The organism is Pseudomonas sp. PICF141 (assembly GCF_002286815.1).
Taxonomy (GTDB): Bacteria; Pseudomonadota; Gammaproteobacteria; order Pseudomonadales; family Pseudomonadaceae; genus Aquipseudomonas.
On record NZ_MUNM01000055.1, the window covers coordinates 13,460 to 38,617 of the forward strand.

Annotated in this window: 24 protein-coding genes; 14 read left to right on the forward strand and 10 right to left on the reverse strand. The window is 60.1% G+C overall.

Annotated features, from left to right (window positions below; genetic code table 11):
* The first annotated feature begins 50 nt into the window (after nucleotides 1–50).
* The gene (gene rnk, locus BZL43_RS15410; protein WP_095633110.1) at nucleotides 51–461 is read left to right on the forward strand and encodes a nucleoside diphosphate kinase regulator; all 411 of its coding nucleotides are present in this window, start codon (nucleotides 51–53) and stop codon (nucleotides 459–461) included.
* A 7-nt stretch (nucleotides 462–468) separates the two neighbouring features.
* Here the strand turns inward: rnk and BZL43_RS15415 are convergent, their stop codons facing one another.
* From BZL43_RS15415 to BZL43_RS15425, 3 genes are all read right to left on the reverse strand, one after another.
* Entirely contained in the window at nucleotides 469–3,315 is a 2,847-nt protein-coding gene (locus BZL43_RS15415; protein WP_095633111.1) for a class I adenylate cyclase, read from the reverse strand.
* Nucleotides 3,316–3,508: 193 nt separating this feature from the next.
* On the reverse strand, nucleotides 3,509–3,754 hold the full coding sequence (locus tag BZL43_RS15420; RefSeq protein ID WP_095633112.1) for a TIGR02647 family protein: 246 nt from the start codon (nucleotides 3,752–3,754) through the stop codon (nucleotides 3,509–3,511).
* A 292-nt stretch (nucleotides 3,755–4,046) separates the two neighbouring features.
* Nucleotides 4,047–4,331, reverse strand: coding sequence for a hypothetical protein (locus BZL43_RS15425; protein WP_095633113.1), 285 nt, complete (start codon nucleotides 4,329–4,331; stop codon nucleotides 4,047–4,049).
* Between the two features lie 125 nt (nucleotides 4,332–4,456).
* On the opposite strand from BZL43_RS15425, the gene BZL43_RS15430 reads away from it, so the two are divergent.
* Nucleotides 4,457–5,116, forward strand: a complete 660-nt coding sequence (locus BZL43_RS15430) for a glutathione S-transferase (protein ID WP_095633114.1) — start codon at nucleotides 4,457–4,459, stop codon at nucleotides 5,114–5,116.
* A 99-nt stretch (nucleotides 5,117–5,215) separates the two neighbouring features.
* On the opposite strand, the gene argH is transcribed toward BZL43_RS15430, so the two are convergent.
* Nucleotides 5,216–6,610, reverse strand: a complete 1,395-nt coding sequence (gene argH / locus BZL43_RS15435) for an argininosuccinate lyase (RefSeq protein ID WP_095633115.1) — start codon at nucleotides 6,608–6,610, stop codon at nucleotides 5,216–5,218.
* Nucleotides 6,611–7,072: 462 nt separating this feature from the next.
* On the opposite strand from argH, the gene BZL43_RS15440 reads away from it, so the two are divergent.
* The 7 genes from BZL43_RS15440 to rsd all read left to right on the forward strand — a co-directional run bounded on the left by BZL43_RS15440 (nucleotide 7,073) and on the right by rsd (nucleotide 13,588).
* Nucleotides 7,073–7,819, forward strand: coding sequence for a LytTR family DNA-binding domain-containing protein (locus BZL43_RS15440; RefSeq protein ID WP_095633116.1), 747 nt, complete (start codon nucleotides 7,073–7,075; stop codon nucleotides 7,817–7,819).
* A gap of 126 nt (nucleotides 7,820–7,945) precedes the next feature.
* Complete coding sequence (gene hemC, locus BZL43_RS15445; RefSeq protein WP_095633117.1) at nucleotides 7,946–8,887, forward strand: hydroxymethylbilane synthase; 942 nt, start codon at nucleotides 7,946–7,948, stop codon at nucleotides 8,885–8,887.
* Entirely contained in the window at nucleotides 8,884–9,651 is a 768-nt protein-coding gene (locus tag BZL43_RS15450; protein WP_095633118.1) for a uroporphyrinogen-III synthase, read from the forward strand. Before hemC ends, BZL43_RS15450 begins: the two co-directional genes overlap by 4 nt.
* Nucleotides 9,652–9,667: 16 nt before the next feature.
* Nucleotides 9,668–10,822 carry a uroporphyrinogen-III C-methyltransferase gene (locus tag BZL43_RS15455; protein WP_095633119.1) on the forward strand — a complete coding sequence of 385 codons (1,155 nt, stop codon included), beginning with the start codon at nucleotides 9,668–9,670 and terminating at the stop codon, nucleotides 10,820–10,822.
* On the forward strand, nucleotides 10,819–12,057 hold the full coding sequence (locus BZL43_RS15460) for a heme biosynthesis protein HemY (RefSeq protein WP_095633120.1): 1,239 nt from the start codon (nucleotides 10,819–10,821) through the stop codon (nucleotides 12,055–12,057). Before BZL43_RS15455 ends, BZL43_RS15460 begins: the two co-directional genes overlap by 4 nt.
* 344 nt (nucleotides 12,058–12,401) lie before the next feature.
* Nucleotides 12,402–12,953: a disulfide bond formation protein B gene (locus BZL43_RS15465; protein ID WP_095633121.1), complete on the forward strand. Its 552-nt coding sequence runs from the start codon at nucleotides 12,402–12,404 to the stop codon at nucleotides 12,951–12,953.
* A 176-nt stretch (nucleotides 12,954–13,129) separates the two neighbouring features.
* The gene (rsd, locus tag BZL43_RS15470; protein WP_095633122.1) at nucleotides 13,130–13,588 is read left to right on the forward strand and encodes a sigma D regulator; all 459 of its coding nucleotides are present in this window, start codon (nucleotides 13,130–13,132) and stop codon (nucleotides 13,586–13,588) included.
* A gap of 62 nt (nucleotides 13,589–13,650) precedes the next feature.
* On the opposite strand, the gene BZL43_RS15475 is transcribed toward rsd, so the two are convergent.
* Nucleotides 13,651–14,316 carry an FKBP-type peptidyl-prolyl cis-trans isomerase gene (locus BZL43_RS15475; RefSeq protein ID WP_095633123.1) on the reverse strand — a complete coding sequence of 222 codons (666 nt, stop codon included), beginning with the start codon at nucleotides 14,314–14,316 and terminating at the stop codon, nucleotides 13,651–13,653.
* A 192-nt stretch (nucleotides 14,317–14,508) separates the two neighbouring features.
* On the opposite strand from BZL43_RS15475, the gene BZL43_RS15480 reads away from it, so the two are divergent.
* Nucleotides 14,509–15,645, forward strand: a complete 1,137-nt coding sequence (locus BZL43_RS15480; RefSeq protein ID WP_095633124.1) for an AlgP family protein — start codon at nucleotides 14,509–14,511, stop codon at nucleotides 15,643–15,645.
* On the opposite strand, the gene BZL43_RS15485 is transcribed toward BZL43_RS15480, so the two are convergent.
* Nucleotides 15,642–16,106 (reverse strand): TIGR02444 family protein, encoded by a 465-nt coding sequence (locus BZL43_RS15485; RefSeq protein ID WP_095633125.1) that lies wholly within the window; start codon nucleotides 16,104–16,106, stop codon nucleotides 15,642–15,644. The genes BZL43_RS15480 and BZL43_RS15485 overlap by 4 nt on opposite strands.
* Nucleotides 16,107–16,156: 50 nt before the next feature.
* Here BZL43_RS15485 and BZL43_RS15490 point away from each other — a divergent pair, with 50 nt between their 5' ends.
* The 3 genes from BZL43_RS15490 to BZL43_RS15500 all read left to right on the forward strand — a co-directional run bounded on the left by BZL43_RS15490 (nucleotide 16,157) and on the right by BZL43_RS15500 (nucleotide 19,534).
* The gene (locus tag BZL43_RS15490) at nucleotides 16,157–18,067 is read left to right on the forward strand and encodes an ATP-binding cassette domain-containing protein (RefSeq protein WP_095633126.1); all 1,911 of its coding nucleotides are present in this window, start codon (nucleotides 16,157–16,159) and stop codon (nucleotides 18,065–18,067) included.
* Complete coding sequence (locus BZL43_RS15495; RefSeq protein WP_095633127.1) at nucleotides 18,067–18,648, forward strand: mechanosensitive ion channel family protein; 582 nt, start codon at nucleotides 18,067–18,069, stop codon at nucleotides 18,646–18,648. Before BZL43_RS15490 ends, BZL43_RS15495 begins: the two co-directional genes overlap by 1 nt.
* 253 nt (nucleotides 18,649–18,901) lie before the next feature.
* The gene (locus BZL43_RS15500) at nucleotides 18,902–19,534 is read left to right on the forward strand and encodes a LysE family transporter (protein ID WP_095633128.1); all 633 of its coding nucleotides are present in this window, start codon (nucleotides 18,902–18,904) and stop codon (nucleotides 19,532–19,534) included.
* Nucleotides 19,535–19,741: 207 nt separating this feature from the next.
* On the opposite strand, the gene BZL43_RS15505 is transcribed toward BZL43_RS15500, so the two are convergent.
* The 4 genes from BZL43_RS15505 to BZL43_RS15520 are packed head-to-tail and all read right to left on the reverse strand — an operon-like array spanning nucleotide 19,742 to nucleotide 22,900.
* A complete protein-coding gene (locus BZL43_RS15505; RefSeq protein WP_095633129.1) occupies nucleotides 19,742–20,488 on the reverse strand; it encodes a penicillin-binding protein activator LpoB in 747 nt (248 codons plus the stop codon).
* Between the two features lie 3 nt (nucleotides 20,489–20,491).
* On the reverse strand, nucleotides 20,492–21,079 hold the full coding sequence (lpoB, locus tag BZL43_RS15510; protein ID WP_095633130.1) for a penicillin-binding protein activator LpoB: 588 nt from the start codon (nucleotides 21,077–21,079) through the stop codon (nucleotides 20,492–20,494).
* Between the two features lie 39 nt (nucleotides 21,080–21,118).
* Complete coding sequence (locus BZL43_RS15515; protein WP_095633131.1) at nucleotides 21,119–21,490, reverse strand: YcfL family protein; 372 nt, start codon at nucleotides 21,488–21,490, stop codon at nucleotides 21,119–21,121.
* Nucleotides 21,491–21,505: 15 nt separating this feature from the next.
* Complete coding sequence (locus BZL43_RS15520; protein WP_095633132.1) at nucleotides 21,506–22,900, reverse strand: COG3014 family protein; 1,395 nt, start codon at nucleotides 22,898–22,900, stop codon at nucleotides 21,506–21,508.
* Nucleotides 22,901–23,216: 316 nt separating this feature from the next.
* On the opposite strand from BZL43_RS15520, the gene BZL43_RS15525 reads away from it, so the two are divergent.
* Nucleotides 23,217–25,115 (forward strand): FTR1 family protein, encoded by a 1,899-nt coding sequence (locus tag BZL43_RS15525; RefSeq protein WP_095633133.1) that lies wholly within the window; start codon nucleotides 23,217–23,219, stop codon nucleotides 25,113–25,115.
* Nucleotides 25,116–25,158: the final 43 nt, after the last annotated feature.

Consider the following 25,158-nt stretch of genomic DNA (forward strand, 5'->3'; position numbering starts at 1 on the left):
CTGGCGGGGTTTTGCTTTTTTCGTGCAGAAGAAAGGAGTCTGCCCTGATCATGACCGCACCTTCCATCACCCTTACCCGTCTGGACGTGCAACGTCTGGAGCGCCTGATCGACAGCCTGGATAACACGCTGCCGGGCGTGATCGCGCTGCAAACCGAACTGGATCGCGCCGATACCCTGGTCGGTCACGAAGAGGTGCCCGCCGACGTCGTGACGATGAACTCCCGCGTGCATTGCCGTGAAGAAAGCAGCGGCAAGGACTATCACCTGACCCTGGTTTACCCCAAGGATGCCAACGCCGACGAAGGCCGGATTTCCATTCTGGCGCCGGTGGGCAGTGCTTTGCTGGGCTTGAGAGTCGGTCAGCACATCGACTGGCCGGCACCGGGCGGCAAGACCCTCAAACTGACGTTGCTTGAAGTCGAATCGCAACCTGACCATGGCGGTGATTTCAACGTTTGACCACGCCTCAGACCTGCTCGAGCGCCTCGTTCAGTGCGCGTTCCAGGTCGGCCTTGTAGCGCAGATACAGATGGCTTGAACCCTGACCATCACCGAGCAGCCCCGACAGGTCCAGATCGGTGATGTAGCAGCGATAGCGTTCGGCCTCGCGGCGCTGCTCGACGATTTCCCGGGCGACCACGCTGAACAGTTGGTCGCCATATTCCAGTTCGCAAAATTCCCGCTGGTTGCAATATAGCGTGACCTGCACCTGCCCTGGTGCGGCTTTGCCGATGATGGCTTGCACGTCATAGAACGGCTTGTTGACGGGGGATTGCGGTGCCGGCCGGGTTTCGACGCGACGCGCCCGTGCGGTACCTGAAGGCAACAACTGGTAATACAAAGTGTCCAGACTTAATGGTTGGGCAGCGTCCATCGGCAGCAAGGCATCACGCCGGTACTGGATCGATTGCAGGAAGCGCTGCAGCGGCACCAGCAGGCTCTGTTCGTCGTGATAGGGCAAGCGCTGCTGCCACAGGGCATTGAACTCATCCAGAACATACACCTCGGCCTGATGTTCGTTGATCCGGTAGAACACCTGAACGCAATCGGGTTGCCCCATGGGCAGGATCAGCGCCAGGTCGTGATCTTCCAGTGCCATCGGATCCAGATGAAACGGGCTGTAGCTCACCAGTTCTTCGCCAAGGTAATCGAACAGCGCTGGCAGGGTGGCGAGGGCAATGTGATTGACCTGGCCCGGCACCAGTTCCAGCACGTGGTAGTGCTGCTGGACCTGAATCAGGTAACGATGATTGAGTTTGCTCAGTAGCAGGTTCTGCGCGGTGTCGAGAATGTCCTCGACTCGCCGGGCAATGAATTGCGCGCGGTTGTGGCAGAAACAACGTACCCGCACCTTGGGCTGTTGTGGCCCGTCCGGCAGGGTGTTGAGGTAATCGCGCAGGCAGTCGAGCAGGGCATGGGGGCCGTCAAAGCGGCTGACCAGCACTTCGTTCCAGCTATTGAGCGTGACCTGGTCCAGGGTCAGCACCAGGTTTTCCCGCACGCCGGCGTAACTCAGGGAATCGGTGCGTTCGGTGGTCATCAGGATGTTCAGGTCGCGATGGTGCTTGAGCGGGTCGATGCCGACATTCACCAGAATCAGTACTTCGCTTGGCACGCTGGCGCGCAGTAAAGGCTCTTCGGCGACAGTACTCAGGGGCAGGGCGATGCTTTGTTGCAGGCTGCCGAGCAGGTTGAACAGTTCGAACTCGCTCAAATCGCTGGTGCCGGGATGCAGGGCCAGGCGGGTGCTGCTGTCGATCACGCCGTTGCGGTGGCACCAGGTGAGCAATTCCAATAACTGACGGCTGCGCTTGATCGGCGCGAAATGTTCCCACTCATGGGCCGTCAGGCTGCCGTTGTACAGACCCCATTGGGTTTGCCCCGGTTCTTTCTTGTTTGGCGCCTGCACCAGCGTCAGAGTGTCTTCGGCCAGATCAGGGGCAATGCCCGGGTTGATGAATTCGACCTTGTCGGCCTTGCGCTCGAAGGCCGCGTACAAACGCCGCCCCAGTACATTGAGGTCGCGTTTGTTGATCAGGCTGACGGTCTGCTCGTTGCGGGCAAACTGCGTCAGGAAGCGGTAGCTGTAATTCAGCTCGCCGACCAAGGCTCGGCGTTCGGCGCTGACCTGGCGGACCTTCCATTGGCTGCGGCTATCGAGCAACGCAAGCTGACGCTGATCCCACTGCCATTCGTGGGCCAGGCGTTCGAGCAACGAACGCTGCCAGTTCTGGGTGCGACCGCTGCTGCCGGTGAGTTTGCGGTTGACCTTCAAGTACAGCGCGCGGCGCACCAGCTCCAGGCGTTCCGATTCGCCCCGGGCCGTGAGGTATTCCTCGATACGCCGGTAAACCACGACGTATGGATCCAGTTCATCCAGGTCCAGCTGATTGGCAAACACCGCCTGCTTGAAGCGCAGGCTCAGGCAGTGGACCTTGGGGTGTTCACTGGCATAGACCTCGGTCAGCAACAGTTTGAGCACGGATTTGTAGGGTGACTCAATGCCTTTGAACAATTGCCAGAGCCCGGCACCGATGAATTCTCCGGGCGGGATATAGGCCAGATGCCCCAGGTCCAGGGTTTCGTCGGAACGGATGAAACGCTTGGATAACAGCGTGTGGGTATAACGGTCATACGCTGCCTCTTCATAAACCGGCACCAGCCACCAGATGGGGGTGCGGCCGGCCAGCCAGATCGCGGTGCGGTAGAACTCGTCCAGCAGCAGGTAATGCTGGGTGGTGCCGCAATCTTCCGAACTCAATTGGGTATCGCGCTCACCGAGCACGAACCGCGCAGGGTCGATCAGGAAGAGATGCGCCTCGGCACCCTGGCTGGCCGCCCATGTTTCAAGTAGCTGGCATTTTTTGCGCAGCTCCGTGAGCTCGCTTTCGCTCAAGTCCGGCCCGTGGCAGACCCACACGTCCATATCGCTCTGATCGGCCTGGGCCAAGGTGCCGAGGCTGCCCATCAGGAACAGGCCGTGGATCGGTCGCGGCGGGTTGCTGCCGTGGCGTGGTTTGTAGGAAAACGAGCGGGTCAGGCGCTGGGCTTCGGCGAGGGTATTGGCGTCAGGTTCGAAATTTGACAGCCCTGCCGGGGTGCTACCTGAAACGTAACCCGGCAACAGCGGATGATTGACGTGGAAAAACAGCGGCAGCAGGCTCAGCACCGTTTGCTGGCGGGTCGATAGCCCTTCCATGGCGCGGGCCATGCGGCCCTCGTTGAGCTTCAGAAAACGGGCGCGCAACTGGCTGAGAACCTTGCGGTCGATTCCCTCGTCCAGATCGGGGCGGATTTCATGGGTGCGGGTCATGTCAGCTCAATCCGGCTCGCGGGCTCGAATGTGGAGGGCTCGGGATGAGGGGCAGTTTAGCGCCTCGGCCCCGGGACTTTTAAGCTGATTTTGTATTTCTGGCGTCAGGTTTTTATCGCGCGGCGACGGCGGGCACCAAGGTGTGCCCGCGGAAATCCCGTGACAGAGCTTTCCGTGGGCGATGCGCTGATGTTCAGGCTGTTTCGCGTACGGACAAAATGGTTAGAAGGGTTTGTACATTTTGAGCAGCGTCACGCCCCAGGCTGGTCAGATAACCGCCATCGGGCTGGGTAATCAATTCTTTGTCGAACAGTCGTTGGGCAGCGGCAATGGCTTTCGGGGCAGCGGTCTGATGAATTTTCAAACCTTCCTGGGAACTGTCCAGGTTGAAGAGGGCGAGGATTTCCAGTTCGGCAACCAACTCAGGGGTAAGCGACATAAGGACTCCAGACTTTCTAGGAATTGGACGATAGCGCTCCTAAGGTGAGCCCACTCGCGCAGCATGTCCAGTGCTCGTAACAGGGTTTTTCACTTGAGGTGGTTTCCAGTTCAGTCAGCGTCTGGGGCAAGGCAATACGGATGGATGACAAATCCATGTGGAGGCGGGCTTTTGTGGCGAGGGGGCTTGCCCCCGTTCGGCTGCGAAGCAGTCGCAAAGCTTTTGGGGCCGCTTCGCGACCCAACGGGGGTAAACCCCCTCGCCACAGTCCCGTGCCCGAAACGGATTGGGCTTATTTCTTTTCCGGCGGCAACTCTGGCAGCGCGCGCAACGCGGTTTCATACCATTCGGTATTGAAGGCACGGTCGTCATCGAGCATGGCATCGATTTCATAAGCCAGCACGTGGGCCATCAGGTTGAGGATTTCCTCACGCTCGTAACCCACCAGGGTCAGCTTGTTGAACGTGGCCTTGGCCGCCGGTGGATTGTCGCTTTCGATCTGGTTTTCGATGGCTTCGATCAGCGTCGTTTCGGTGAACTCTTCTTCGTCGTTGTCGATGTCAGTTGGCTCGCTCATGGCAGGCTCCTCAAGTTAAGGCGGCCAGTTTACCTGCATTCAGCGCTGTGATGCTGCTGGCGAGAAGTGCCCGGGCGTTCTATAACTGGCGCTGCCAACCCCTTGCACGGCCTGGAGGCTAACTAATGCTCAAGCTTTATGGATTTTGCGTCAGCAACTACTACAACATGGTCAAGCTGGCGTTGCTGGAAAAGGGATTGCCGTTCGAAGAGGTGCTGTTTTACCCAGGCACTACCCCCGAGACGCTAGCGATCAGCCCGCGCGGAAAGGTCCCGGTGCTGTGTGTCGAACAAGGTTTCATCAACGAAACCAGCGTGATTCTCGAGTACCTCGAGCAGAGCCAGACAGGCACGCCGCTGCTGCCGGACAATCCCTTCGAGCGAGCGCAGGCGCTGGCTTTGGCCAAGGAAATCGAGTTGTACATCGAACTGCCGGCGCGCGCCTGCTACCCCGAAGCGTTTTTCGGCATGTCTGTGCCGGAGGCGATCAAGGACAAGACCAAGGCCGAGCTACTGCTGGGATTTGCCTCGCTGGGCAGGCATGGCAAATTCGCCCCCTATGTGGCGGGTGACAGCCTGAGCGTGGCCGATCTGTATTTTCTCTACAGCGTACCGATGGCTTGTGCCGTGGCGCGGAAGCTGTTTGATATCGATCTGTTGGCCGAGATGCCGGCGGCCAGGGCGCTGCTGGAGCGTCTGGAGCACAATCGGCATGTGCAGCGGATCGCAAAGGACAAGGACGCGGCGATGCCGGCGTTCCTGGCGATGATCGCGTCCAAAAAGTAGACGTGTAACGATCTTGAGAATGCCTTCGCGGGCAAGCCTCGCTCCTACAAGGACAAATACAGTCCCCTAATGTAGGAGCGAGGCTTGCCCGCGAAGCTTTTAACGGCTGGCGAGCAACGCCTGACCGCGAGCAACAGCCTTCTTGACCTGCGCCGGCGCCGTCCCGCCGATGTGATCGCGGGCATTCACCGAGCCTTCCAGAGTCAGCACGGCAAATACGTCCTGCTCGATCTGGTCGCTGAACTTGCGCAGTTCTTCCAGGCTCATTTCCGCCAGGTCCTTGCCGGTGTCCACGCCATACTTCACCGCATGGCCGACGATTTCGTGGCAATCCCGGAACGGCAGGCCACGGCGTACCAGGTAGTCAGCCAGGTCGGTGGCGGTGGAGAAACCGCGCAGTGCCGCTTCGCGCATCATGGCGTGCTTGGGCTTGATCGCCGGGATCATGTCGGCGAAGGCGCGTAGCGAGTCGCGCAGGGTATCGGCGGCGTCGAACAGCGGTTCCTTGTCTTCCTGGTTGTCCTTGTTGTAGGCCAGCGGCTGGCCTTTCATCAGGGTCAGCAGGCCCATCAACGCGCCGAATACCCGGCCGGTCTTGCCGCGAACCAGTTCTGGCACGTCCGGGTTTTTCTTTTGCGGCATGATCGAGCTGCCGGTGCAGAAACGGTCCGGCAGATCGATGAACTGGAACTGCGCGCTGGTCCACAACACCAATTCTTCGGAGAACCGCGACAAGTGCATCATCGCGATGCTCGCGGCCGAGCAGAATTCGATGGCGAAGTCGCGATCGGACACGTTGTCCAGGGAATTACCACCGACCGCGTCGAAGCCCAGCAATTGAGCGGTGTACTCGCGGTCGATCGGGTACGTGGTGCCGGCCAGCGCGGCGCTGCCCAGCGGCATGCGGTTGGTGCGTTTGCGGCAGTCGACCAGGCGCTCGTAGTCGCGGCTGAGCATTTCGAACCAGGCCAGCATGTGATGCCCGAAGGTCACTGGCTGCGCGGTTTGCAGGTGAGTGAAGCCTGGCATGATGCTGGCGGCTTCGCGCTCGGCCTGCTCCAGCAAGCCTTGTTGCAGGCGGGTGATTTCGCCCAGGATCAGTTCGATCTCGTCCCGCAGCCACAGGCGGATGTCGGTGGCGACCTGATCGTTACGGCTGCGGCCGGTGTGCAGTTTTTTACCGGTTATGCCGATGCGGTCGGTCAAACGCGCCTCGATGTTCATGTGCACATCTTCAAGGTCGATGCGCCAGTCGAACTGGCCGGCCTCGATTTCACCCTGGATGGTGTTCAGGCCATCGATGATGCTGTCGCGCTCGGCATCGGTCAGCACGCCAACCTTGGCCAGCATGCTGGCGTGGGCGATCGAACCCATGATGTCGTGGCGATACAGGCGCTGGTCGAAGGTGACGGAGGCGGTGAAGCGGGCGACGAAGGCGTCGACGGGTTCACTGAAGCGGCCGCCCCAGGACTGATTGGTCTTGTCAGTGCTCATGAATTCGCTCGTATCGGCTTGAAGAAAGATGGCGTGAAACGCTGACGCGGATAATAACAGGGTTGCCAATCCTGTCGCTGACACTGGTCGACAGGTTTTTTTCTCATCGCGCCACCCCCTGCTCGAAGCAAGCAATGCGCAAATTGCGCAAGGATATTTTTCAATTGAGCAATATCGTCCCGGCAACCGTCTACAGTTGGACAGAGGATCAGCGCACTTCTCGATGCTGCAGCTGACTATAGAGAGAAGAGGGGTGTTCATATTGTGTATCAGCAAACCCTACGGCGATGTCTCGCCAGTGCGGGCCTGGGCCGCCAGTCACGCGGCAAATGAAAATTTAGCCGCCGGTCTCGCGGCACTTTTTGGCCCTCGCGCTAGTCTTAGCGTGGATCGCGGTGACGGACGTCACTTCACCTGTCTACGCTATCCTTGTGCGAGACTCACGCAGGAATCCAGCGCAATATGAATGTCCTGATCGTTGATGACGAACCCCTGGCCCGCGAGCGCCTGAGCCGAATGGTTGGCGAGCTCGAGGGATACAATGTCCTGGAGCCCAGCGCCACGAACGGCGAAGAGGCGTTGGCACTGATCGACAGCCACAAACCGGATATCGTACTGCTCGATATTCGCATGCCCGGCCTCGATGGCCTGCAAGTGGCTGCACGATTGTGCGAACGCGAAACCCCGCCCGCCGTGGTGTTTTGCACCGGGCCCGATGAATTTGCCGTGGAAGCCCTGCAGGCCAGCGCCGTGGGCTATCTGGTGAAGCCAGTGCGCACAGAACAGTTACAGGAAGCATTAAAGAAAGCCGAGCGACCCAATCGCGTCCAGCTTGCGGCGTTGACTCGCCCGGCGGCCGAAACCGGCAGCGGTCCGCGCAGCCACATCAGCGCTCGCACCCGAAAAGGCATTGAACTGATTCCGTTGGGTCAGGTGGTCTACTTCATCGCCGACCACAAGTACGTCACCTTGCGTCATGAAGGTGGTGAAGTACTGCTCGACGAACCACTCAAGGCCCTTGAAGACGAATTTGGCGAACGTTTTGTGCGGATCCACCGCAATGCACTGGTGGCTCGCGAACGCATCGAGCGGTTGCAGCGCACGCCCCTTGGGCATTTTCAATTATTTCTCAAAGGCCTGAACGGCGATGCCCTGATCGTCAGTCGACGTCATGTGGCCGGCGTGCGCAAAATGATGCAACAGCTTTAAAAGCGGATTTTCAGCCTGTTACCGGACATAGAAGGCCAGGGAGGCCACGCGGTTTCTGATACAAGTCAAAGCGGATTTGGCTGAGCTGTTATTATCTGCCGTATCTATTTCAGTACGGATTGATCCATGTCCTCTCGCGAAATCCGCATCGCCACCCGCAAAAGTGCTCTCGCCCTATGGCAGGCCGAGTACGTAAAGGCTCGTCTGGAAGAGGCCCATCCGGGCCTGCTCGTGACGCTGGTTCCGATGGTCAGTCGTGGCGACAAGCTGCTCGATTCGCCGCTGTCGAAAATTGGCGGCAAGGGCCTGTTCGTCAAAGAGCTGGAAACCGCGCTGCTGGAAAACGCAGCCGACATCGCCGTGCATTCCATGAAAGACGTGCCGATGGACTTCCCTGAAGGCCTCGGTCTGTTCTGCATCTGCGAGCGCGAAGACCCACGCGATGCCTTTGTCTCCAATACCTACGCCAGTCTGGCTGAGTTGCCGCCAGGCAGCATCGTCGGCACCTCCAGCCTGCGTCGTCAGGCGCAGTTGCTGAGCCGTCGCCCGGACCTGGAAATCCGCTTCCTGCGCGGCAACGTCAATACTCGCCTGGCCAAGCTCGATGCCGGTGAATACGACGCGATCATTCTCGCCGCGGCGGGTTTGATTCGCCTGGGCTTCGAAGACCGCATCACCTCGGCCATCAGCGTCGAAGACAGTCTGCCGGCCGGTGGCCAGGGCGCGGTCGGTATCGAATGCCGTAGCGCCGACACAGAGATCCACGCGTTGCTGGCGCCGCTGCATCACCAGGACACGGCCACTCGCGTTACCGCCGAACGTGCGCTCAATAAACATCTGAATGGCGGCTGCCAGGTGCCCATCGCTTGCTACGCCGTGCTTGAAGGCGAGCAGATCTGGTTGCGCGGTTTGGTGGGGGATCCGGGCGGCGGTCTGTTGCTCAGCGCGCAGGCCCGGGCGCCGCGGGCTGATGCCCAGGCTTTGGGTGTGCAAGTGGCTGAAGACCTGCTGAACCAGGGCGCTGCCGACATTTTGAAAGCAGTCTACGGCGAGGCGGGGCACGAGTGACCGGCTGGCGCCTGTTGCTGACACGCCCTGCGCAGGAGTCGGCGGCGCTCGCCCGGGTGCTGGCCGACGCGGGGGTTTTCAGCAGCACGTTGCCGCTTTTGGATATCGAGCCGATTCCTGCCTCTGACACAATGCGCGAAGTGATTCAGCACCTGGAAAACTATCGCGCGGTGATCGTGGTCAGCAAACCGGCCGCCAGAATCGCTGTCGATCTGCTCAACCAGTACGGGTCGCAGCCATCGGGCCTGAAGTGGTTCAGCGTGGGCGCGGCGACGGCGCAGATTCTCAAGGACAGCGGGCTGGATGTGAGCTTCCCGGTGGACGGCGATGACAGCGAAGCCTTGCTTGAGCTTGCGCCGTTGCGCGAGGCTGTCGTCGGCCCTGATCCGCGGGTGCTGATCCTGCGCGGGGAGGGTGGGCGCGAGCTGCTGGCTGAGCGTTTACGTGAGCTTGGTGCTAGTGTCGAATATCTGGAGTTGTACCGGCGCGGTTTACCGCGGTACCCGTCGGCGACCTTGCCAGACCGGATCAGGGCGGAACGCTTGAACGGGCTGGTGGTCAGCAGTGGACAGGGTTTTGAGCACCTGCACCGATTGGCTGGCGATGCCTGGCCGAGCATGGTGCGGTTGCCGTTGTTTGTTCCAAGCCCCAGGGTCGCCGCGCTGGCACATGCCGCCGGGGCCCAAACAGTTGTGGATTGTCGTGGCGCCAGTGCCGCGGCCTTGCTGGCGGCGTTACGGGAACATCCCGTGCCCGTTTTCTAATGCAAAGGATGGATACGTGAGCGAAACAGCCTTGCCTAAAGATGACGTCCGGCCTGTGCTTGATGCATCGGCTGATGCACCGGTTGAAACTACGCCAACTGCTGTTGAGCAGCGCCGAGGCAATGGGTTGGCAATCGTCGCGCTGCTGTTGGGCGCCGCCGGTGTTGCCGTGGGCGGTTGGGGAGTCTGGCAGGTGCGTCACCTGCAAGCCACTAACCAGCAACAGTTGAATCAGGTGCAGGCGTTGAGTGATCAGGCCCAGAGCCTGAAGCTCAACGAGCAACGCCTGACGGCTCGCCTCGAGCAAATACCGGCCGCCGAGGAGCTCGACGCGCGCAATCGTCTGGTCACTCAGCTCCAAGGCGATCAGCAACGCCTGAATCAACGTCTGGAAACCGTCCTCGGCGCGAGCCGCAAGGACTGGCGTCTGGCCGAAGCCGAGCACTTGCTGCGTCTGGCCAGCCTGCGTCTGTCTGCATTGCAGGACATCAACAGCGCCCAGGCCCTGGTGCAAGGCGCCGACGAAATTCTCCGTGAACAGAACGACCCCGGGGCTTTCGCCGCTCGAGAGCAAGTGGCCAAAACCCTGGTGGCCCTGCGCAGTACCGAACAACCGGATCGCACCGGGTTGTTCCTGCAACTGGGTGCCTTGCGTGATCAGGTGATCAACCTCACCGAGTTGGCACCTGAGTACAAGGATCGTGGCGAATCCCTGTTGGGCCTGACCGCTGATGGCGACGGCGCCAGTCGCTGGGCGCAATGGTGGGACCAGATCTCGCGTTATATCCGCATCGATTTCAACGCCGACAAGAATGTCCGTCCGCTGCTGGCGGGGCAGAGCCTGAGCCAGGTGCGTCTGGCGCTGAGTCTGGCGCTGGAACAGGCGCAATGGGCCGCGCTCAATGGTCAGGCCGCGGTGTACACCCAAGCGCTGGCTGAAGCGCGGGATGTACTCAAGAACAACTTCAACCCGGACAACCCACAGAGCAAAGTCATGCTCGAGCAGGTGGTCGAGTTGAGCAAGCAGCCAGTCACGGTGGTCACGCCAGATCTGACGGGCACCTTGAGTACGGTTCAGGCCTATCTTGAACGTCGTAATATCAATGCCGAGGAGTCGGTGAAACCTCTGGCCAAACCTGCCGCGAGCACCCCCCAGGAGGCCACGCCATGAAGCGCCTCTATGTCATCGTGTTCGTCGTCATCGCGGCGGCTGCCGCGCTCGGGCTGGCGATTGCCGAGCATTCCGGCTACGTGCTGATCGCCTACAAAACATTCCGTTATGAATCGAGCCTGTGGGCAACCCTCGCCCTGGTGGCTGTGCTGTGGCTGGTGTTCTGGGGCATCAAGGCGCTGATCGAGCTGGTGACGACTTCCGGTGGCGTGGTCAATCCATGGTCCCGGCGCAATCGCAGTCGGCGGGTACAAGTGGCCATCGAACACGGTCAGCTGGATTTGGCCGAGGGCCGTTGGGCCAGTGCGCAGCGTCATTTATATCGCGCAGCGGAAGCCGAACGCCAACCGCTGCTCTATTACCTCGGTGCCGCCCGTGCCGCGAACGAACAAGGTCACTACGAGGAAAGCGACAACCTGCTGGAACGTGCCCTCGAGCGGCAGCCCCAGGCCGAGCTGGCGATTGCCTTGAGCCATGCCCAGTTACAGACAGACCGCGGCGATACTGACGGTGCGCTGGTGACCCTGCAGGCCATGCACGAACGCCATCCCCATAACGTCCAGACCCTGCGCCAGTTGCAACGCCTGCATCAGCAGCGGGGCGACTGGTCGGCCGTGATTCGCTTGTTGCCGGAGTTACGCAAGGACAAGGTATTGCCACCGGCCGAACTGGCTGAGCTGGAGCGCCGCGCCTGGGGTGAAAATCTTTCGTTGGCGGCCCACCAGGAAGAAGACGGAACAGTTGGTTTGCAATCGCTGCAGCGCGCCTGGCAACAACTCACCAGCGCTCAGCGCCAGGAACCACAACTGGTGCTGGCCTATGCCGAGCAATTGCGGCAACTGGGCGCGCAGGTCGAGGCCGAAGAAGTTTTGCGGACAGCCCTCAAGCGCCAATACGACAGTCATCTGGCGCGTCTGTACGGGCTGGTTCGCGGCAGTGATCCGGCCAGGCAGCTGCACACCGCCGAGGGTTGGCTCAAGGATCATCCCGCCGACCCGAGCCTGCTGCTGACGCTGGGCCGTTTGTGCCTGCAAAGCAGTCTGTGGGGCAAAGCCCGGGATTATCTGGAGAGCAGCCTGCGCGTGCAGCGCAACCCTGAAGCCTGCGCCGAGCTGGCGCGGTTGCTGGCGCAACTGGGTGATACCCAACGCAGTAATCAGCTGTTTCAGGAGGGCTTGGGCCTGCTGGATGAGCGCTTGCTGGCGGCACCGCTGCCGGTGCCGGCTCACGCCTGATTTCGCTGTAGCTGTAGCAGCTGGCGCAGCCTGCGTTCGGCTGCGCAGCAGTCGCCCAGATTTAATGCGACTTGGCTGACCAAACCGTGTCTGTTTTACGGCTGCTGCGCAGCCGAACACCGCCTTCGGCAGCTGCTGCAACGGGCGGAAATCGCTTCGAATCCGTCTCTGTTTCAGCGCTGTAATCCTTCGGCGGCAAAGTCCTACAGAGGACTACATCAAATCCTCTCGACACTGTCGGGAATTCCCTACACTTCTGGTGAAGTGTCCGTGGCGGCCTGCCTTGAAAGGCTGCTGCGCTTTCCTCTACCGTAACCGCCTGTCTCTACTGTTACGGAAAAGCCATGTCTTTGGCCTGCTCACGCTCCTTGTTTTTCATGGTTTTCATTGCAGGTGCCCTGGCCTTGGGCGTTTCCTATCACCTGGAATATGCCGTCGGCCTCAAGCCATGCGGGTTGTGCCTATTGCAGCGGGTTTGCCTGGCGCTGTTGACGGGTATCTGTCTGGCGGCTTCAGTGCAGGGGCCTGGCCGCTTCGGATTGTTCCTGTATTGGTTGCTGGGTCTGCTCTGCAGTCTGGCGGGCACCATCACAGCGTGGCGCCAGGTGGTGTTGCAGAGCGATCCGGCACATCAGTTATCGGCATGCTCGCCTGATCTGGCTGATCTGTTCGCCAGTACGCCCTGGCTGTGTGTCGTACAGCGAATGTTCAAAGGAACCGCCGATTGCGCGGAAATTTCCTGGACGCTGTTCGACCTGAGCATCCCGGAATGGAGTCTGTTGTTCTTCGTTGCGATGATGATTCTGGGCGGGTATCAGTTGCTGCGCCTTGTCTGGATCGCATGCCAGCGACCGCTCAGCGGCGAGTCGTCGCACCGGGCGTTGGCGGGAGATTAAACACTTGTATGAACTTTATCTCCTGCGTACCTTGAAGCTATAAGCGCGCGGGCATAATCTGGCCCGCACGTGTCATTGGATTTATGTTGCTCGAATGACGCTCTGCCTGGTCGATCCGTGATTTCAAGTGCGACAGGTGTAGAGCAGCATGACCCACAAGGGAAGAGAGAATCACCATGCTCGAAAGTTGTCAGAATGCTCAGGAACGCTGGGGTGGAGTGCATCTGCTGATCGATCGCTGGTTGCAGGAGCGTCACGAACTGGTTCGGGCCTATGATGCTCTCGGCGACAAGCCCGAGGCTCTGAGCGAGGACCGAAAACGGTTGCAGGAGTTCTGCGGTGTGCTGGTCGACTACGTGTCTGCCGGGCATTTCGAGATCTACGAACAACTGACAAGTGAGGCCAAGGCCTTCAACGACAAGCGTGGCCTGGAACTCGCCGAGCAGATCTACCCGCGCATCGACGTCATCACCGAAAAGCTGCTGGCGTTCAACGATCTGTGTGATGCCGGCAAGTGTGTCGCGGAGAAATTCAAGGAGCTGGGTGGCTTGTTGCACGAACGCTTCGAACTGGAAGATTGCCTGATTGAAGTGCTGCACACCGCTCACAAGCAAGAGGATTCGGTTCAGGCCTGAACCGTATCCGGCAACACCCTCAAAACGGTGCGCCTATGCGCGCCGTTTTTCGTTCACGGCTTTCAGCTTTTAGCACCCAGCAATTCGACCTCGAATACCAGCGGCGTGAACGGCGCGATCACATCGCCGGCACCGTCGGCGCCGTAGGCTTGCGCCGACGGAATCACCAGGCGCCATTTCGCGCCGACCGGCATGTTTTGCAGCGCACTGCGCCATCCACTGATTACGCTATCGAGACTGAACCACTGCGCCTGGCTGTTCTGGTCGAACACCGAGCCGTCAGGCAGGCGTCCGGTATACAGCACCTGGACTTTGCCATTCGGACCGGCCTTGGCGCCGGTGCCCTGCACCCACTCGGTCAGCAGTATTCCATCGGCCAGTTCGCGCACGCCGGGTTTGGCTTTTTCTTCAATGAGAAACCGTCGCTCGTTTTCCAGTGCCAATTCGCTTTGCGGTACCGGTGACTGCATGGCAATCCGGGCTTCATGCTCAGCCAGAATCTGTTCGATCCGCTCATCTTTCAGCGCCAGCGGCTTGCCTTGATAGGCTTGTTGCAAACCTTCGAGCAGGGCCTGAAGTTGCAGGTCCGGAACTTCCTGGCGCAAGCGTTCGCCAAGACTTGCGCCCAAGCTGTAAGCGAGATCGTGAGTGTCATTTGCGGCGTTTTTTTCGGTGGCTTGTGCCACAGAAAAACACACGCACAACGATAAAAAAAGGTAGCGCGACATGGGCACTCTCCAGCCTGGGATGAGCAGGATTATGCCAGTGTGGATGCGCTCGAAGGTGAACTGGTTTTGGCTGCGCGCAGAACATTTTGGCGATGTTGCAACGGCGTGCTTTCGATACTGTCAACAGGCCCTAGCGGCGGTTGCAGCAGAGGTCTAGTATGAGCCGCATTCACGTCAGCCAGGAGGTAAATCATGTCGGCCACCAAGAAGCCAGTAAATACTCCGTTGCACTTACTCCAACAACTCTCGGGCAGCCTGCTCGAGCATTTGGAAAACGCTTGTTCCCAAGCCTTGGCTGATGCTGAAAAACTGCTCGCCAAACTGGAGAAGCAGCGCGGAAAAGCGCAGGAAAAACTGCACAAATCCCGGACCAAATTGCAGGATGCGGCGGCGGCCGGCAAAGCCAAGGCGCAAGCCAAGGCCAAGGAGGCGGTGAAAGAACTTGAGAACTTGCTCGATGCCCTCAAGGATCGCCAGTCCGAAACGCGCAGCTACATCCTGCAACTCAAACGCGATGCTCAAGAAAGCCTGAAACTGGCCCAGGGTGTCGGTCGTGTCCAGGAGGCTGTCGGCAAGGCGTTATCCCTGCGTTCGGCCAAGCCAGCGGCGGCACCTGTGAAGAAGGCTGCGGCCAAACCAGCTGCTGCGAAAGCACCAGCCAAAACTGCGGTGAAAACCACAGCCAAGCCAGCCGTAAAACCGGCGGCGAAAAAAACAGTCGCTGCCAGTGCTGCAAAACCAGCAGCTAAAACGACGGCTGCCAAACCTGCCGCCAAGCCTGCTGCTGCCAAAACAACTGCCGCCAAAACAACTGCCGCCAAAACAACTGCTGCCAAAACAGCTGCCGCTAAACCGGCTGCAAAAACCACGGCTGCCAAACCCGCCGCAAAAACGGCAGCGGCTAAACCTGCTGCCAAGCCAGCCGCTAAAACTGCCGCCGCCAAACCGGCTGTAGCTAAAACCGCCGCGGCCAAGCCTGCTGCGAAAACCGCTGTAAAAACGGCGGCTAAACCCGCTGCTAAACCAGCTACCAGAACCGCTGCTGCCAAACCCGCTGCCGCTGCCAAGCCAGCCGCCAAGCCAGCCGCCAAACCGACTGCGAAACCAGCAGCCAAAACCGCGGCCAAGCCAGCAGCAAAACCGGCCGTGAAAAAGCCGGTCGCTGCTGCCAAACCGGCCACTGCGCCTGCTGCCAAGCCAGCGACTGCAGCACCCGCACCCGCTGCTTCGGCTGCGCCCGTACCTGCAGCAACCACCCCGACAACTGCGTCTGTGCCAACGCCAGCCGCGCCGTCGAGCACCAGCACTACCCCGACCAGCGCTTCCTAAGTGCCGGTTGCCGCGACGCGCAGCTGATGCAGCGCGTCGCGGTCCAGGTTGGCGGCGCCTGCCGCCACACCTTCCAGCCAGGCCGAGAGATCGGTCGCCTCATCCTGCGGCCAACGCTGCGTCAAACGTTCCAGTCGCAGCAACAAATGCCTTTCGGCTTCCATCTCCAGTGTCTTCACGCGTCCGCGTAAATCATCCAGCCCGGCATCCTCGCTCGCAGCGGCTTTCCATTGCTGGCGCAAGGTGCGCAATGGTTGCACGACATCCGCATCCCAAGGCCCGGCTACATCGCGTAGCTGCTGCAAGCGTCGCTCGCTGCAGGCAACGCCCCGTTCTCCCAGCCATAACCCGCACAGCAGCAGGCACACGTTCACACCCCTGGACTGCAAGTGCAGGCATGCGCGTTCAACGCCACGACGAGAATACGTGGTAACGGAAAAGCTCCACAGGTCAGAGGACATAGTGCTACTCGCGCCAGTTGCGAGCGAAGCTGGTAGACTCCGCCGCCATTATGATTCGACTTCAGAACCTCACTTTACAGCGTGGCCCGCAACGTCTGCTAGAAGACGCCGAGCTGACCCTGCACGCCGGCCACAAAGCCGGCCTCATCGGTGCCAACGGCGCCGGCAAATCGAGCCTGTTCGCCTTGATTCGTGGCGAACTGCATCCGGACTCGGGTGACTGCTTCTTGCCGGCCGACTGGCGCATCGCCCACATGCGCCAGGAAATCGAGACACTCGAACGCCTGGCGGTCGACTACGTGCTCGATGGCGACCTGCGCCTGCGCGAGGTGCAACGCGACCTCGCCGCAGCCGAAGCGGCCCATGACGGTGCCGCTCAGGCCCGCCTGCACTCGGAGCTCGACAGCGCCGACGGCTACACCGCCGATGCCCGGGCCCGCAAGTTGCTGGCCGGCCTTGGGTTCACCAACGAGCAGATGGATCGGCAAGTAGGAGATTTCTCCGGTGGCTGGCGGATGCGTCTGAATCTGGCGCAGGCTTTGATGTGCCCTTCGGACCTGTTGCTGCTCGACGAACCGACCAACCACTTGGACCTCGACGCCATCATCTGGCTCGAAGAGTGGCTTAAAAGCTATCCCGGCACTTTGCTGCTGATCTCCCACGACCGGGACTTCCTCGATGCCGTGGTCGATCACGTCGCCCACGTCGATCAACGCAAGATCACCCTGTATCGCGGTGGTTACAGCGCTTTCGAACGTGCCCGTGCCGAACGTCTGGCCCAGCAACAACAGGCCTACGAGAAGCAGCAGGCGCAACGTGCGCACATGGAAAGCTACATCGCCCGCTTCAAGGCTCAGGCCACCAAGGCCCGTCAGGCCCAAAGCCGGATCAAGGCACTGGAGCGGATGGAAGAGCTGTCCGCCGCCCACGTCGATTCGCCGTTCGATTTCGTCTTCCGCGAGTCGACGAAAATTTCCAGCCCGCTGATCGACCTGTCAGATGCTCGACTGGGTTACGGCGACAAAGCCGTGCTGGAGAAGGTCAAGCTGCAACTGACCCCTGGTGCGCGCATCGGTTTGCTCGGCCCGAACGGCGCCGGTAAATCGACCCTGATCAAAAACCTCTCCGGTGAGCTTGAGCCGTTGGCGGGTCGCCTGACGCGCGGTGAAAATACCGTCGTGGGTTACTTCGCCCAGCATCAACTGGATTCTCTCGACGCCAAAGCCAGCCCGTTGCTGCATTTGCAGCGCCTGGCGCCGACCGAACGAGAGCAAACCTTGCGTGATTTCCTCGGTGGTTTCGACTTCCGTGGCGCGCGTATCGATGAGCCAGTCCTTAATTTCTCTGGCGGTGAGAAGGCACGTCTGGCCTTGGCATTGATCGCTTGGGATCGACCGAACCTGCTGCTGCTCGACGAACCGACCAACCACCTGGATCTGGAAATGCGTCTGGCGCTGACCATGGCGCTGCAGGAGTTCAGTGGCGCGGTTTTGGTGGTCTCACACGATCGCCATCTGCTCAAAAGCACCACTGACAATTTCTATCTGGTGGCAGACGGCAAGGTCGAGGAGTTCGACGGCGACCTGGAGGATTACGCCCGTTGGCTGGTGGAATACCGTCAACGCAATGCCCCGGTCAGCAATACGCCGGTCAATCCGGACAAGACCGACAAGAAAGCCCAGCGCCAGGCGGCTGCTGCGTTGCGTCAGCAACTGGCACCGCACAAGCGTGAGGCTGACAAGCTTGAAGCCGAGCTGGGCAAGCTGCACGAGAAGCTGGCGAAAATCGATACCAGCCTCGGCGACAGCGACATTTACGAGCCGATGCGCAAGAACGATTTGCGTGATTTGCTGGCTGAACAGGCCAAGCTGAAGGTGCGTGAAGCGGAGCTGGAAGAAGCCTGGATGGAAGCGCTCGAACTGCTCGAAAGCATGCAGGCGGAGCTGGAGGCGTTGTCCTGATGGAAGCCTTCAAGTTGCCGCTGCCGGCTGGGTGGGGCGAGCCGCTCTGGCTGGTCGTGCAAATTCTGCTGATCCTGCTGGCCGGTTATATCGCTCAGCGCGTCGTCGCTAAATGCCTGACTCGCCTGGGCGAACGCTATCCGTTTCCGCCGCAGTTTTTCATGCCGCTGCGCGGTGGTTTGCGCTGGCTGATCATGGGCAGTGCGTTGATCTTTGTGCTGGAACGCCTTGGCGTGTCGGCCACAGTGCTCTGGACGGCATTGTCCGGTTTCGTTGCAGTGGCCGCCGTGGCGTTTTTCGCCATGTGGAGCGTGCTCTCCAACTTGCTGTGCGCGATCCTGATCTTTACCGTCGGCCCGTTTCGTATCGGCGATGTGGTCGAGTTGGTGGATACCACCGACAAGCCCGGTGTCAAAGGCCGGGTGGTGGCGATCAATCTGCTCTACACCACGCTGATCGAAGCCGAAGAACTCGGTACCGGCAGCGCCATGGTGCAGGTGCCCAATAGCCTGTTTTTCCAGCGTTCGGTCCGGCGTTGGCGTGGGACGGATGTGCTCCCTTCGAACGGGTTCGAAAAGTAAGTCTTCTGTTGCCTGACACACCGCCATCGCGGGCAAGCCCGCTCCCACAGTTTTTTGGGGGCGGATTACAGGTTTGTGATCAGCCCGAAACCCTGTGAAGCGAGCTTGCTCGCGATGGCGGTCCGTCAGACGATGGGCCCTTCAAGCCGTAAGCGCAGATCGACAGTCGCCATATCCCACAAAAAATCGGTAGTCATCGGCCCGAAGGCGCATTAGTTTAGGTGTCTGTCACGAGTCTGAATCGAGGTGTGCGATGGTGCTTCAAACATGGCTGGCTTTTTTTGCCGCCTGCTGGGTGATCAGTCTTTCACCCGGTGCCGGCGCCATTGCGTCGATGTCCAGCGGTTTGCGCTACGGTTTCTGGCGCGGCTACTGGAATGCTCTGGGCCTGCAACTGGGCCTGGCCTTGCAGATCGCGATTGTCGCGGCCGGTGTGGGGGCGATCCTCGCGGCTTCGGCCACGGCTTTTTATGCGATCAAATGGTTTGGCGTGGCTTACTTGGTCTACCTCGCGGTCAAGCAATGGCGCGCGCTGCCCAATGACATGAGCGACGATGCCGCCATCCGACAGATCGGCAAGCCGATGGCGCTGGTGTTCCGGGGCTTTCTGGTGAACATCAGCAACCCCAAGGCCTTGGTGTTCATGCTTGCGGTGCTGCCGCAATTCATCGACCCTCACGCGCCGCTGGTGGCCCAGTACCTGATTCTCGGCGTGACCATGATCGGCGTCGACCTGATCGTCATGGCCGGCTACACCGGGCTGGCGGCCAAGGTGCTGCGTTTGCTGCGCACACCCAAGCAGCAACAACGCATGAACCGGACTTTTGCCGGATTGTTCATTGGCGCGGCGGCGTTCATGGCGACCCTGCGCAAAGCGGCGGCATAGACCGTCAGGCACAAAAAAGGCGACCTCTTCAGGTCGCCTGATCGTTCCCATGCTCTGCGTGGGAATGCCTCAACGGACGCTTCGCGTTCGGCTCTTTGGGACGCAGAGCGTCCCTGGCTGCATTCCCACGCGGGGCGTGGGAACGATCAGAACGGGAGCAAGCTCCCTCGCCACAAAGCCCCCTCGCCACAGAAAGCCAACCTGAGGTCAGTGCAAAATCACCGGCGCCGTATCCTGCGGCAGGTTATTGCGCAGCGGCGCTTGCCTCGGCTGCTCGTAGCCACCATCGCCACCGAGCTGTTGGCTCAGTTGCGCAGCCACGTCCTCACCCAGCGCCTTGGACACATCACGTACCACCCGTGGGCGGTTCAGCGAAATCCTGATGTCCCGGCCATTCACCAGTTTGGTGTCCTGACCTTCGCCCATCGCTGTGAACGCCGAGGTGATTTCAAACGTCTTGGTGTTGATCAGGCTGAAGTCCGCCACCAACGTCAGCCCCAGCACCGCCGAATAACTGTCGGTATTGGCCAGCTCGTTCATGTCGCGGGTGAAATCGATGTCCGACACGGTGCCGAACAGCACGTAGTCGGCACCCTTGAAGCTGCCGGCCTTGATCCGCTTGATCACGTCATACACATCACCTTTGGACGATGCTGTGTAAGGCGTGCCTTGCACCAGTTGGAACATGCCGGTGCGCAGAATCTCGCCCTTGATGTCGCCGGTGAATTTACGCAGCTCGCCTTGCTCGATGTAGCTGCTGGTCGCTTCGATCTCGTTGTAACTCGAAGAGCCGCTGGCGCCGTAATAACTCTGGCTGTGGTTGCTCTGTGCCGAAACGATGTGGATGTATTGCTCCACCCGCTCCTGATACGCCAGATCCGTCACCGCGACTTTCGGGGCCGCTTGCACGCTGAACGCGCAAGCCAGGGCCATCATGCCAATCCATGCGCGCATCGATTAACGCTCCGTGGTCTTGCGGATCTCTTTTTCGTCCATCCACTCGGCCAGGCCGCTTTCAACGTCGATCAACTGCAGGCTGAATTTGTAGAAGACGTCCTTGTAATCGCTGCTGCGCTTGACGATCGAGCTGATCGAACCTTCAAGACGGTATTGGGCGGCGATCATGTTGCCCGTCTTGGCCACGGTGCTTTTCTTGTACAAACCGCTCTGGTTTTGCAGCTTGAGCTGGTCGACCTGGCTTTGCATGGCGGTGTTGTCGCTGGCGAAGCGGGCAGTGCCGGACTTCATCAGTTGAGTCTTGATGCTGGTGGTGATTTCGCGGGTATCGATGTACTCGCTGGTCTTGTTCTTCACGTCGTAGACCTGAACCACCGGGCGGCCTTGCAAGATGCCGGACTGGGCCAGGGAGCGGGTCATGGATTCAGCGATCATCTGCAGATCAGTGGAACCGAATTCGTTGGTCACGGTTTCCACGGCCTTGGTGTCGCCGTAGCTGATGTTTTTGTTGCCAAGCGTCGGCGAAGTGTTGGCGCAACCGCTGGCCAGCAGGGCGATGAAGGCGATGAACGAAAAGCGTGCAAACATGGGAATGCTCTCTAGAACTGAACGAATAGGGTGTCGGGCTTAAGGCGTTTTGATTTCGAGACGGAAATCCACGGCTTTGGCGGTCGGGGCAATGGCCTGGATAAAACTGGTCTGCTCGCCATACATCATCTGGCTTTTCCAGGTTTCCTCTTCGGCAACCGGAAAACCTTCAGGGCCGAGCCAGGCAAAGCGGTAGTAGAAGGTCTTGTTGTTGTAGCTGGTGTTACTCAGCTGCGCATTGACCGTCATGAAGCCGTTTTCCCGGGCCACGCGCATGGCGCCGACCACGACGCTCTTGAGCTTGCCCATGGTCACGACCTTGCTGGCCGCGCTGCCTGGCTCTGGCGGTGGCGGGGTGGCGCAGCCGGCCAGCAAGGCCAGGGCGACGACAGCGATGAATTTGAAACGCATGCAAAGACTCCGTTCTTAAGGTTGTTTGAGGCTGGCCACGGCGGTCGGGTTGGCGCTCGGGATCACATGCGCAGCCAGGACGCTGGCGAACACGTGATTGCCCACGGCGCGCAGGGTGATGACCTGAAAGCGCTGATCGACGGTGACCTTGACCACCGAGCCACCCACGGCGCTCGGCAACGTGACGCTGTGCTCGCCTTTCTTCAAACGCAGCCGCACCACCTGAGTGTTGTCCGGCAGCGTGCGCCACGTACGGGTATCGGCGCCTTCGAGTACGGCTGAAGTGATGCCGACCGCAAGACCCGCCAGCGGGTTGGTTTCGTTGATCTGCTTCTGTGCCACGCCACGAGTGATCGCCCGCACGGTAGTGCGCAGGATGATGCCTGGCATGTCATCACGCAGCGCGCGACGGGACATGGCAGTGGTGCTGTTGAGTGGGGTCAGGTCCAACTGCTGACCGTCCACGCCGATTTGGGCAAACACGGCGGTGGAGGTGTCCGGCTTGATGATCGGGAATGACAGCGGCGTAATCACCACGTTATTGCTGATCGGCAACGGCAGCGGAATGCGGATCGAATCACGGGACGGCGCCAGACCGCTTTGCACCACGATCAGGATGTCGCTGTCCTCGTTCTTGGCGGGTTTGTCGAGATTCACCAGCGCCTGCTCCAGCAGCGGCGTGTTCGGACGCAGCTCGGCGGCCTTGCGATAACCTGGTGCCGCCAGATCTTTCTCGCCCAGGGCTTCATAGACGAAGCCGGCCAGATAATGGCTGAACGCGCTCTGGTAGCTGTTTTTCAGGCTGACCACTTCCGGCGCATCGAGGCTGGCCACCGGGTAACCCTGCAAATCCTTGTACTGGGTTTTGACGCCTTGTTTCTCGGCTTGCTCTTCGCTCTTGAGGTATTCCTTGTCACGCAGGTCGGCAATCACCGCTTCACGCTCGTGAGTCTTCTTGATCGCCGTGCGCGCGCCATCGAAGTCATTCACCGCCAGCAGGTTGAGGGCCATCTGCGTGGTCAGCATGACTTTTTCGTAATCGTAGCCTTCGTAGCGACGCACTTTATCGTTGACCAGGAAGCTGCCGAACTGAGCCAGGTATTTGTCGGTGTCGAGCTTGACCGAGTCTTCCCACTTACCCACCACCTGATCGGCACTGGACCAGGCGTTCTGGCTGCCGGACAAGTCGCCCTTGGCGCGCAGCAATTCACCTTTCTCGAAGTAATAGAGCAGGTCTTTGTCTTTGCTGGTGTTGTTCTTTTCCAGCAGGGTCAAGGCGGCGTCGACGTTGCCGGAGGCCAGTTGCTGGTTGGTTTGTGCAAGTTCCGAATCGTAGTTACGAAAGGCCGAGCAGCCGCAAAGCAAGGTGACAGCGCTGAGCGCGATCAAGGTGGGGGCATGGAATGCCATAAGGGGTACGTCTTCCCTGAATTAAGCAGCCGCGTGCTGGTCGGGCTGTTGGGACCCATCGGCAGGGCTGTTGGCCTCCTGCCAATTCCTCATAAAAAAAGGAGCTTAAATGCCATATCGCAATAACGAAGGCGCGGCATTATAAACAGGGATGCTGGCCATGTAATGGCTTTTTAATTGCAAATTTCCGCGATGTGCCATCACTTATTTCAGGCCGAACACCACAGCGCTTTCCCAGGAAATTCCAACAAAGCTTGAGTGAAACTCATTCGAAGTGAACAATGTGTTACTTCGTATTTCCATTTGAGAGTTATTCATGACTGCTTCCTCTCGTTTTCTGGCGTGGCTTGTGCTGCCGATGATTGCGTTCTGCAGCTTCAATACGCTGGCCGAAACCGCAGAAGGTGCGCCCAAGGCCTTGCATTTGCTCGATTACATCGGCGCCGATTACCCGGCGACGGTGGAGGCGGGCAACGTCATCGATGAACCTGAGTACCGCGAACAACAGGAATTCCTCAAAGTGCTGCAAGGTTTGATCGCCGATTTGCCGGCCAAACCCGAGCGCGCAGAGCTGGAGCAGGGCGTCGACAGCCTTGGCACTGCCATCGCTGCACGCAAGAATGGCGCGGATGTTGCCCGTCAGGCGCGTCAGCTGGGGGCCAGACTGGCGGTGACCTATGAGGTCAGCCAGGCCCCGGTCATTACCCCCGACCCGACTCGCGGTGCGCCGCTGTATGCCCAGCAATGTTCGGTATGCCATGGCGATGCGGGGGCCGGTGACGGCCCGGCGGGCGTCGGCATGACGCCGCCGCCGGCCAATCTGCGTGATGCCGTGCGACTGGACCGTCTGAGCCTCTATGGGATCTACAACACGCTGGGCATGGGGGTCGAAGGCACCGACATGCCGGCCTTCGCCGATCAACTGGATGATCGTCAACGTTGGGACCTGGCAACCTACATCGCCAGCTTCAGCGCCGATCCGGCTGCGGCCACATCCGGGAAAACCTACAACATCGCCGACCTCGCGCGTCAGACACCAGCCGAAGTGCTGGCCGCCGAAGGCCCGCAAGCAGCCGCTACCTTCCGTGCACAACGGGCGCAACCGCCGCAGGTCAAGCGTGGGCCGGGGCAGTTGCTTGATTACACGGCCGCCACCCTGGACAAGAGCATCGCAGCCTACCGCGCCGGCGATCACGATCAGGCTTATGACTTGTCGGTAGCGGCGTACCTGGAAGGCTTCGAGCTGGTTGAAAGCTCGCTGGACAACGTCGACGCCAACGTGCGCAAAGACACCGAAAAATCCCTCATGGCGTACCGTCAGTCGTTGCAGGACGGCTTGCCGGTGGCCCAGGCCGAGCAGCGTCTGGAAGCGGCCAAAGCCAAGTTGAAAGAGTCCGCTGGCCTGCTAGGCAGTGATGGCTTGAGCTGGTCGCTGAGCTACATTTCCGGTCTGTTGATTTTGCTGCGCGAAGGTCTGGAAGCGATTCTGGTGCTCGCGGCGATTCTCGCCTTCCTGCGCAATACCGGCCAGCAATCGGCGGTGCGCAGCGTCAACATCGGCTGGGGCCTGGCACTGCTGGCCGGGCTGGCGACCTGGGCAGTGGCGGCGTATGTGATCGACGTCAGCGGCGCGCAACGTGAATTGCTGGAAGGTGCGACGGCGTTGTTTGCCAGTGTCATGGTGCTCTGGCTCGGCGTGTGGATGCACGACCGCCGCCACGCAGCGGCCTGGCAGGATTACATCAAGAGCAGCCTGGTGAGCGGCGGCGGGCGTTTCGGCTTTGCAATCCTGGCGTTCTTCTCGGTGTATCGCGAGCTGTTCGAAGTGATCCTGTTTTACGAAACCCTGTGGCTGCAAGCCGGGCCGGCAGGGCACAACGCCGTAATGGCGGGCGGAGCGACGGCGCTGGTATTGCTGATTGGTCTGGCGTGGGTGATTCTGCGCGGCTCGGCGAAACTGCCGCTGGCGTTGTTCTTCGGCATCAATGCCGGTTTGCTCTGCGCGTTGTCGGTGGTGTTTGCCGGCCATGGCGTGAAGGCATTGCAGGAAGCCGGGATCTTCGGCACGCGGCCGGTACCATTCTTTGACTTCGACTGGCTGGGGATCCACGCTGATGCGTATTCGCTGAGTGCTCAGGCTGTGGCGATCATTGCGATCATTGTGTTGTACAGCCGTAGCCGAATGGCCGAGAAGCGGCGGATGCAGGTTTCTTAAAAGCATTCGCTGCGCTCATATTCGCGGGCAAGCCTCGCTCCCA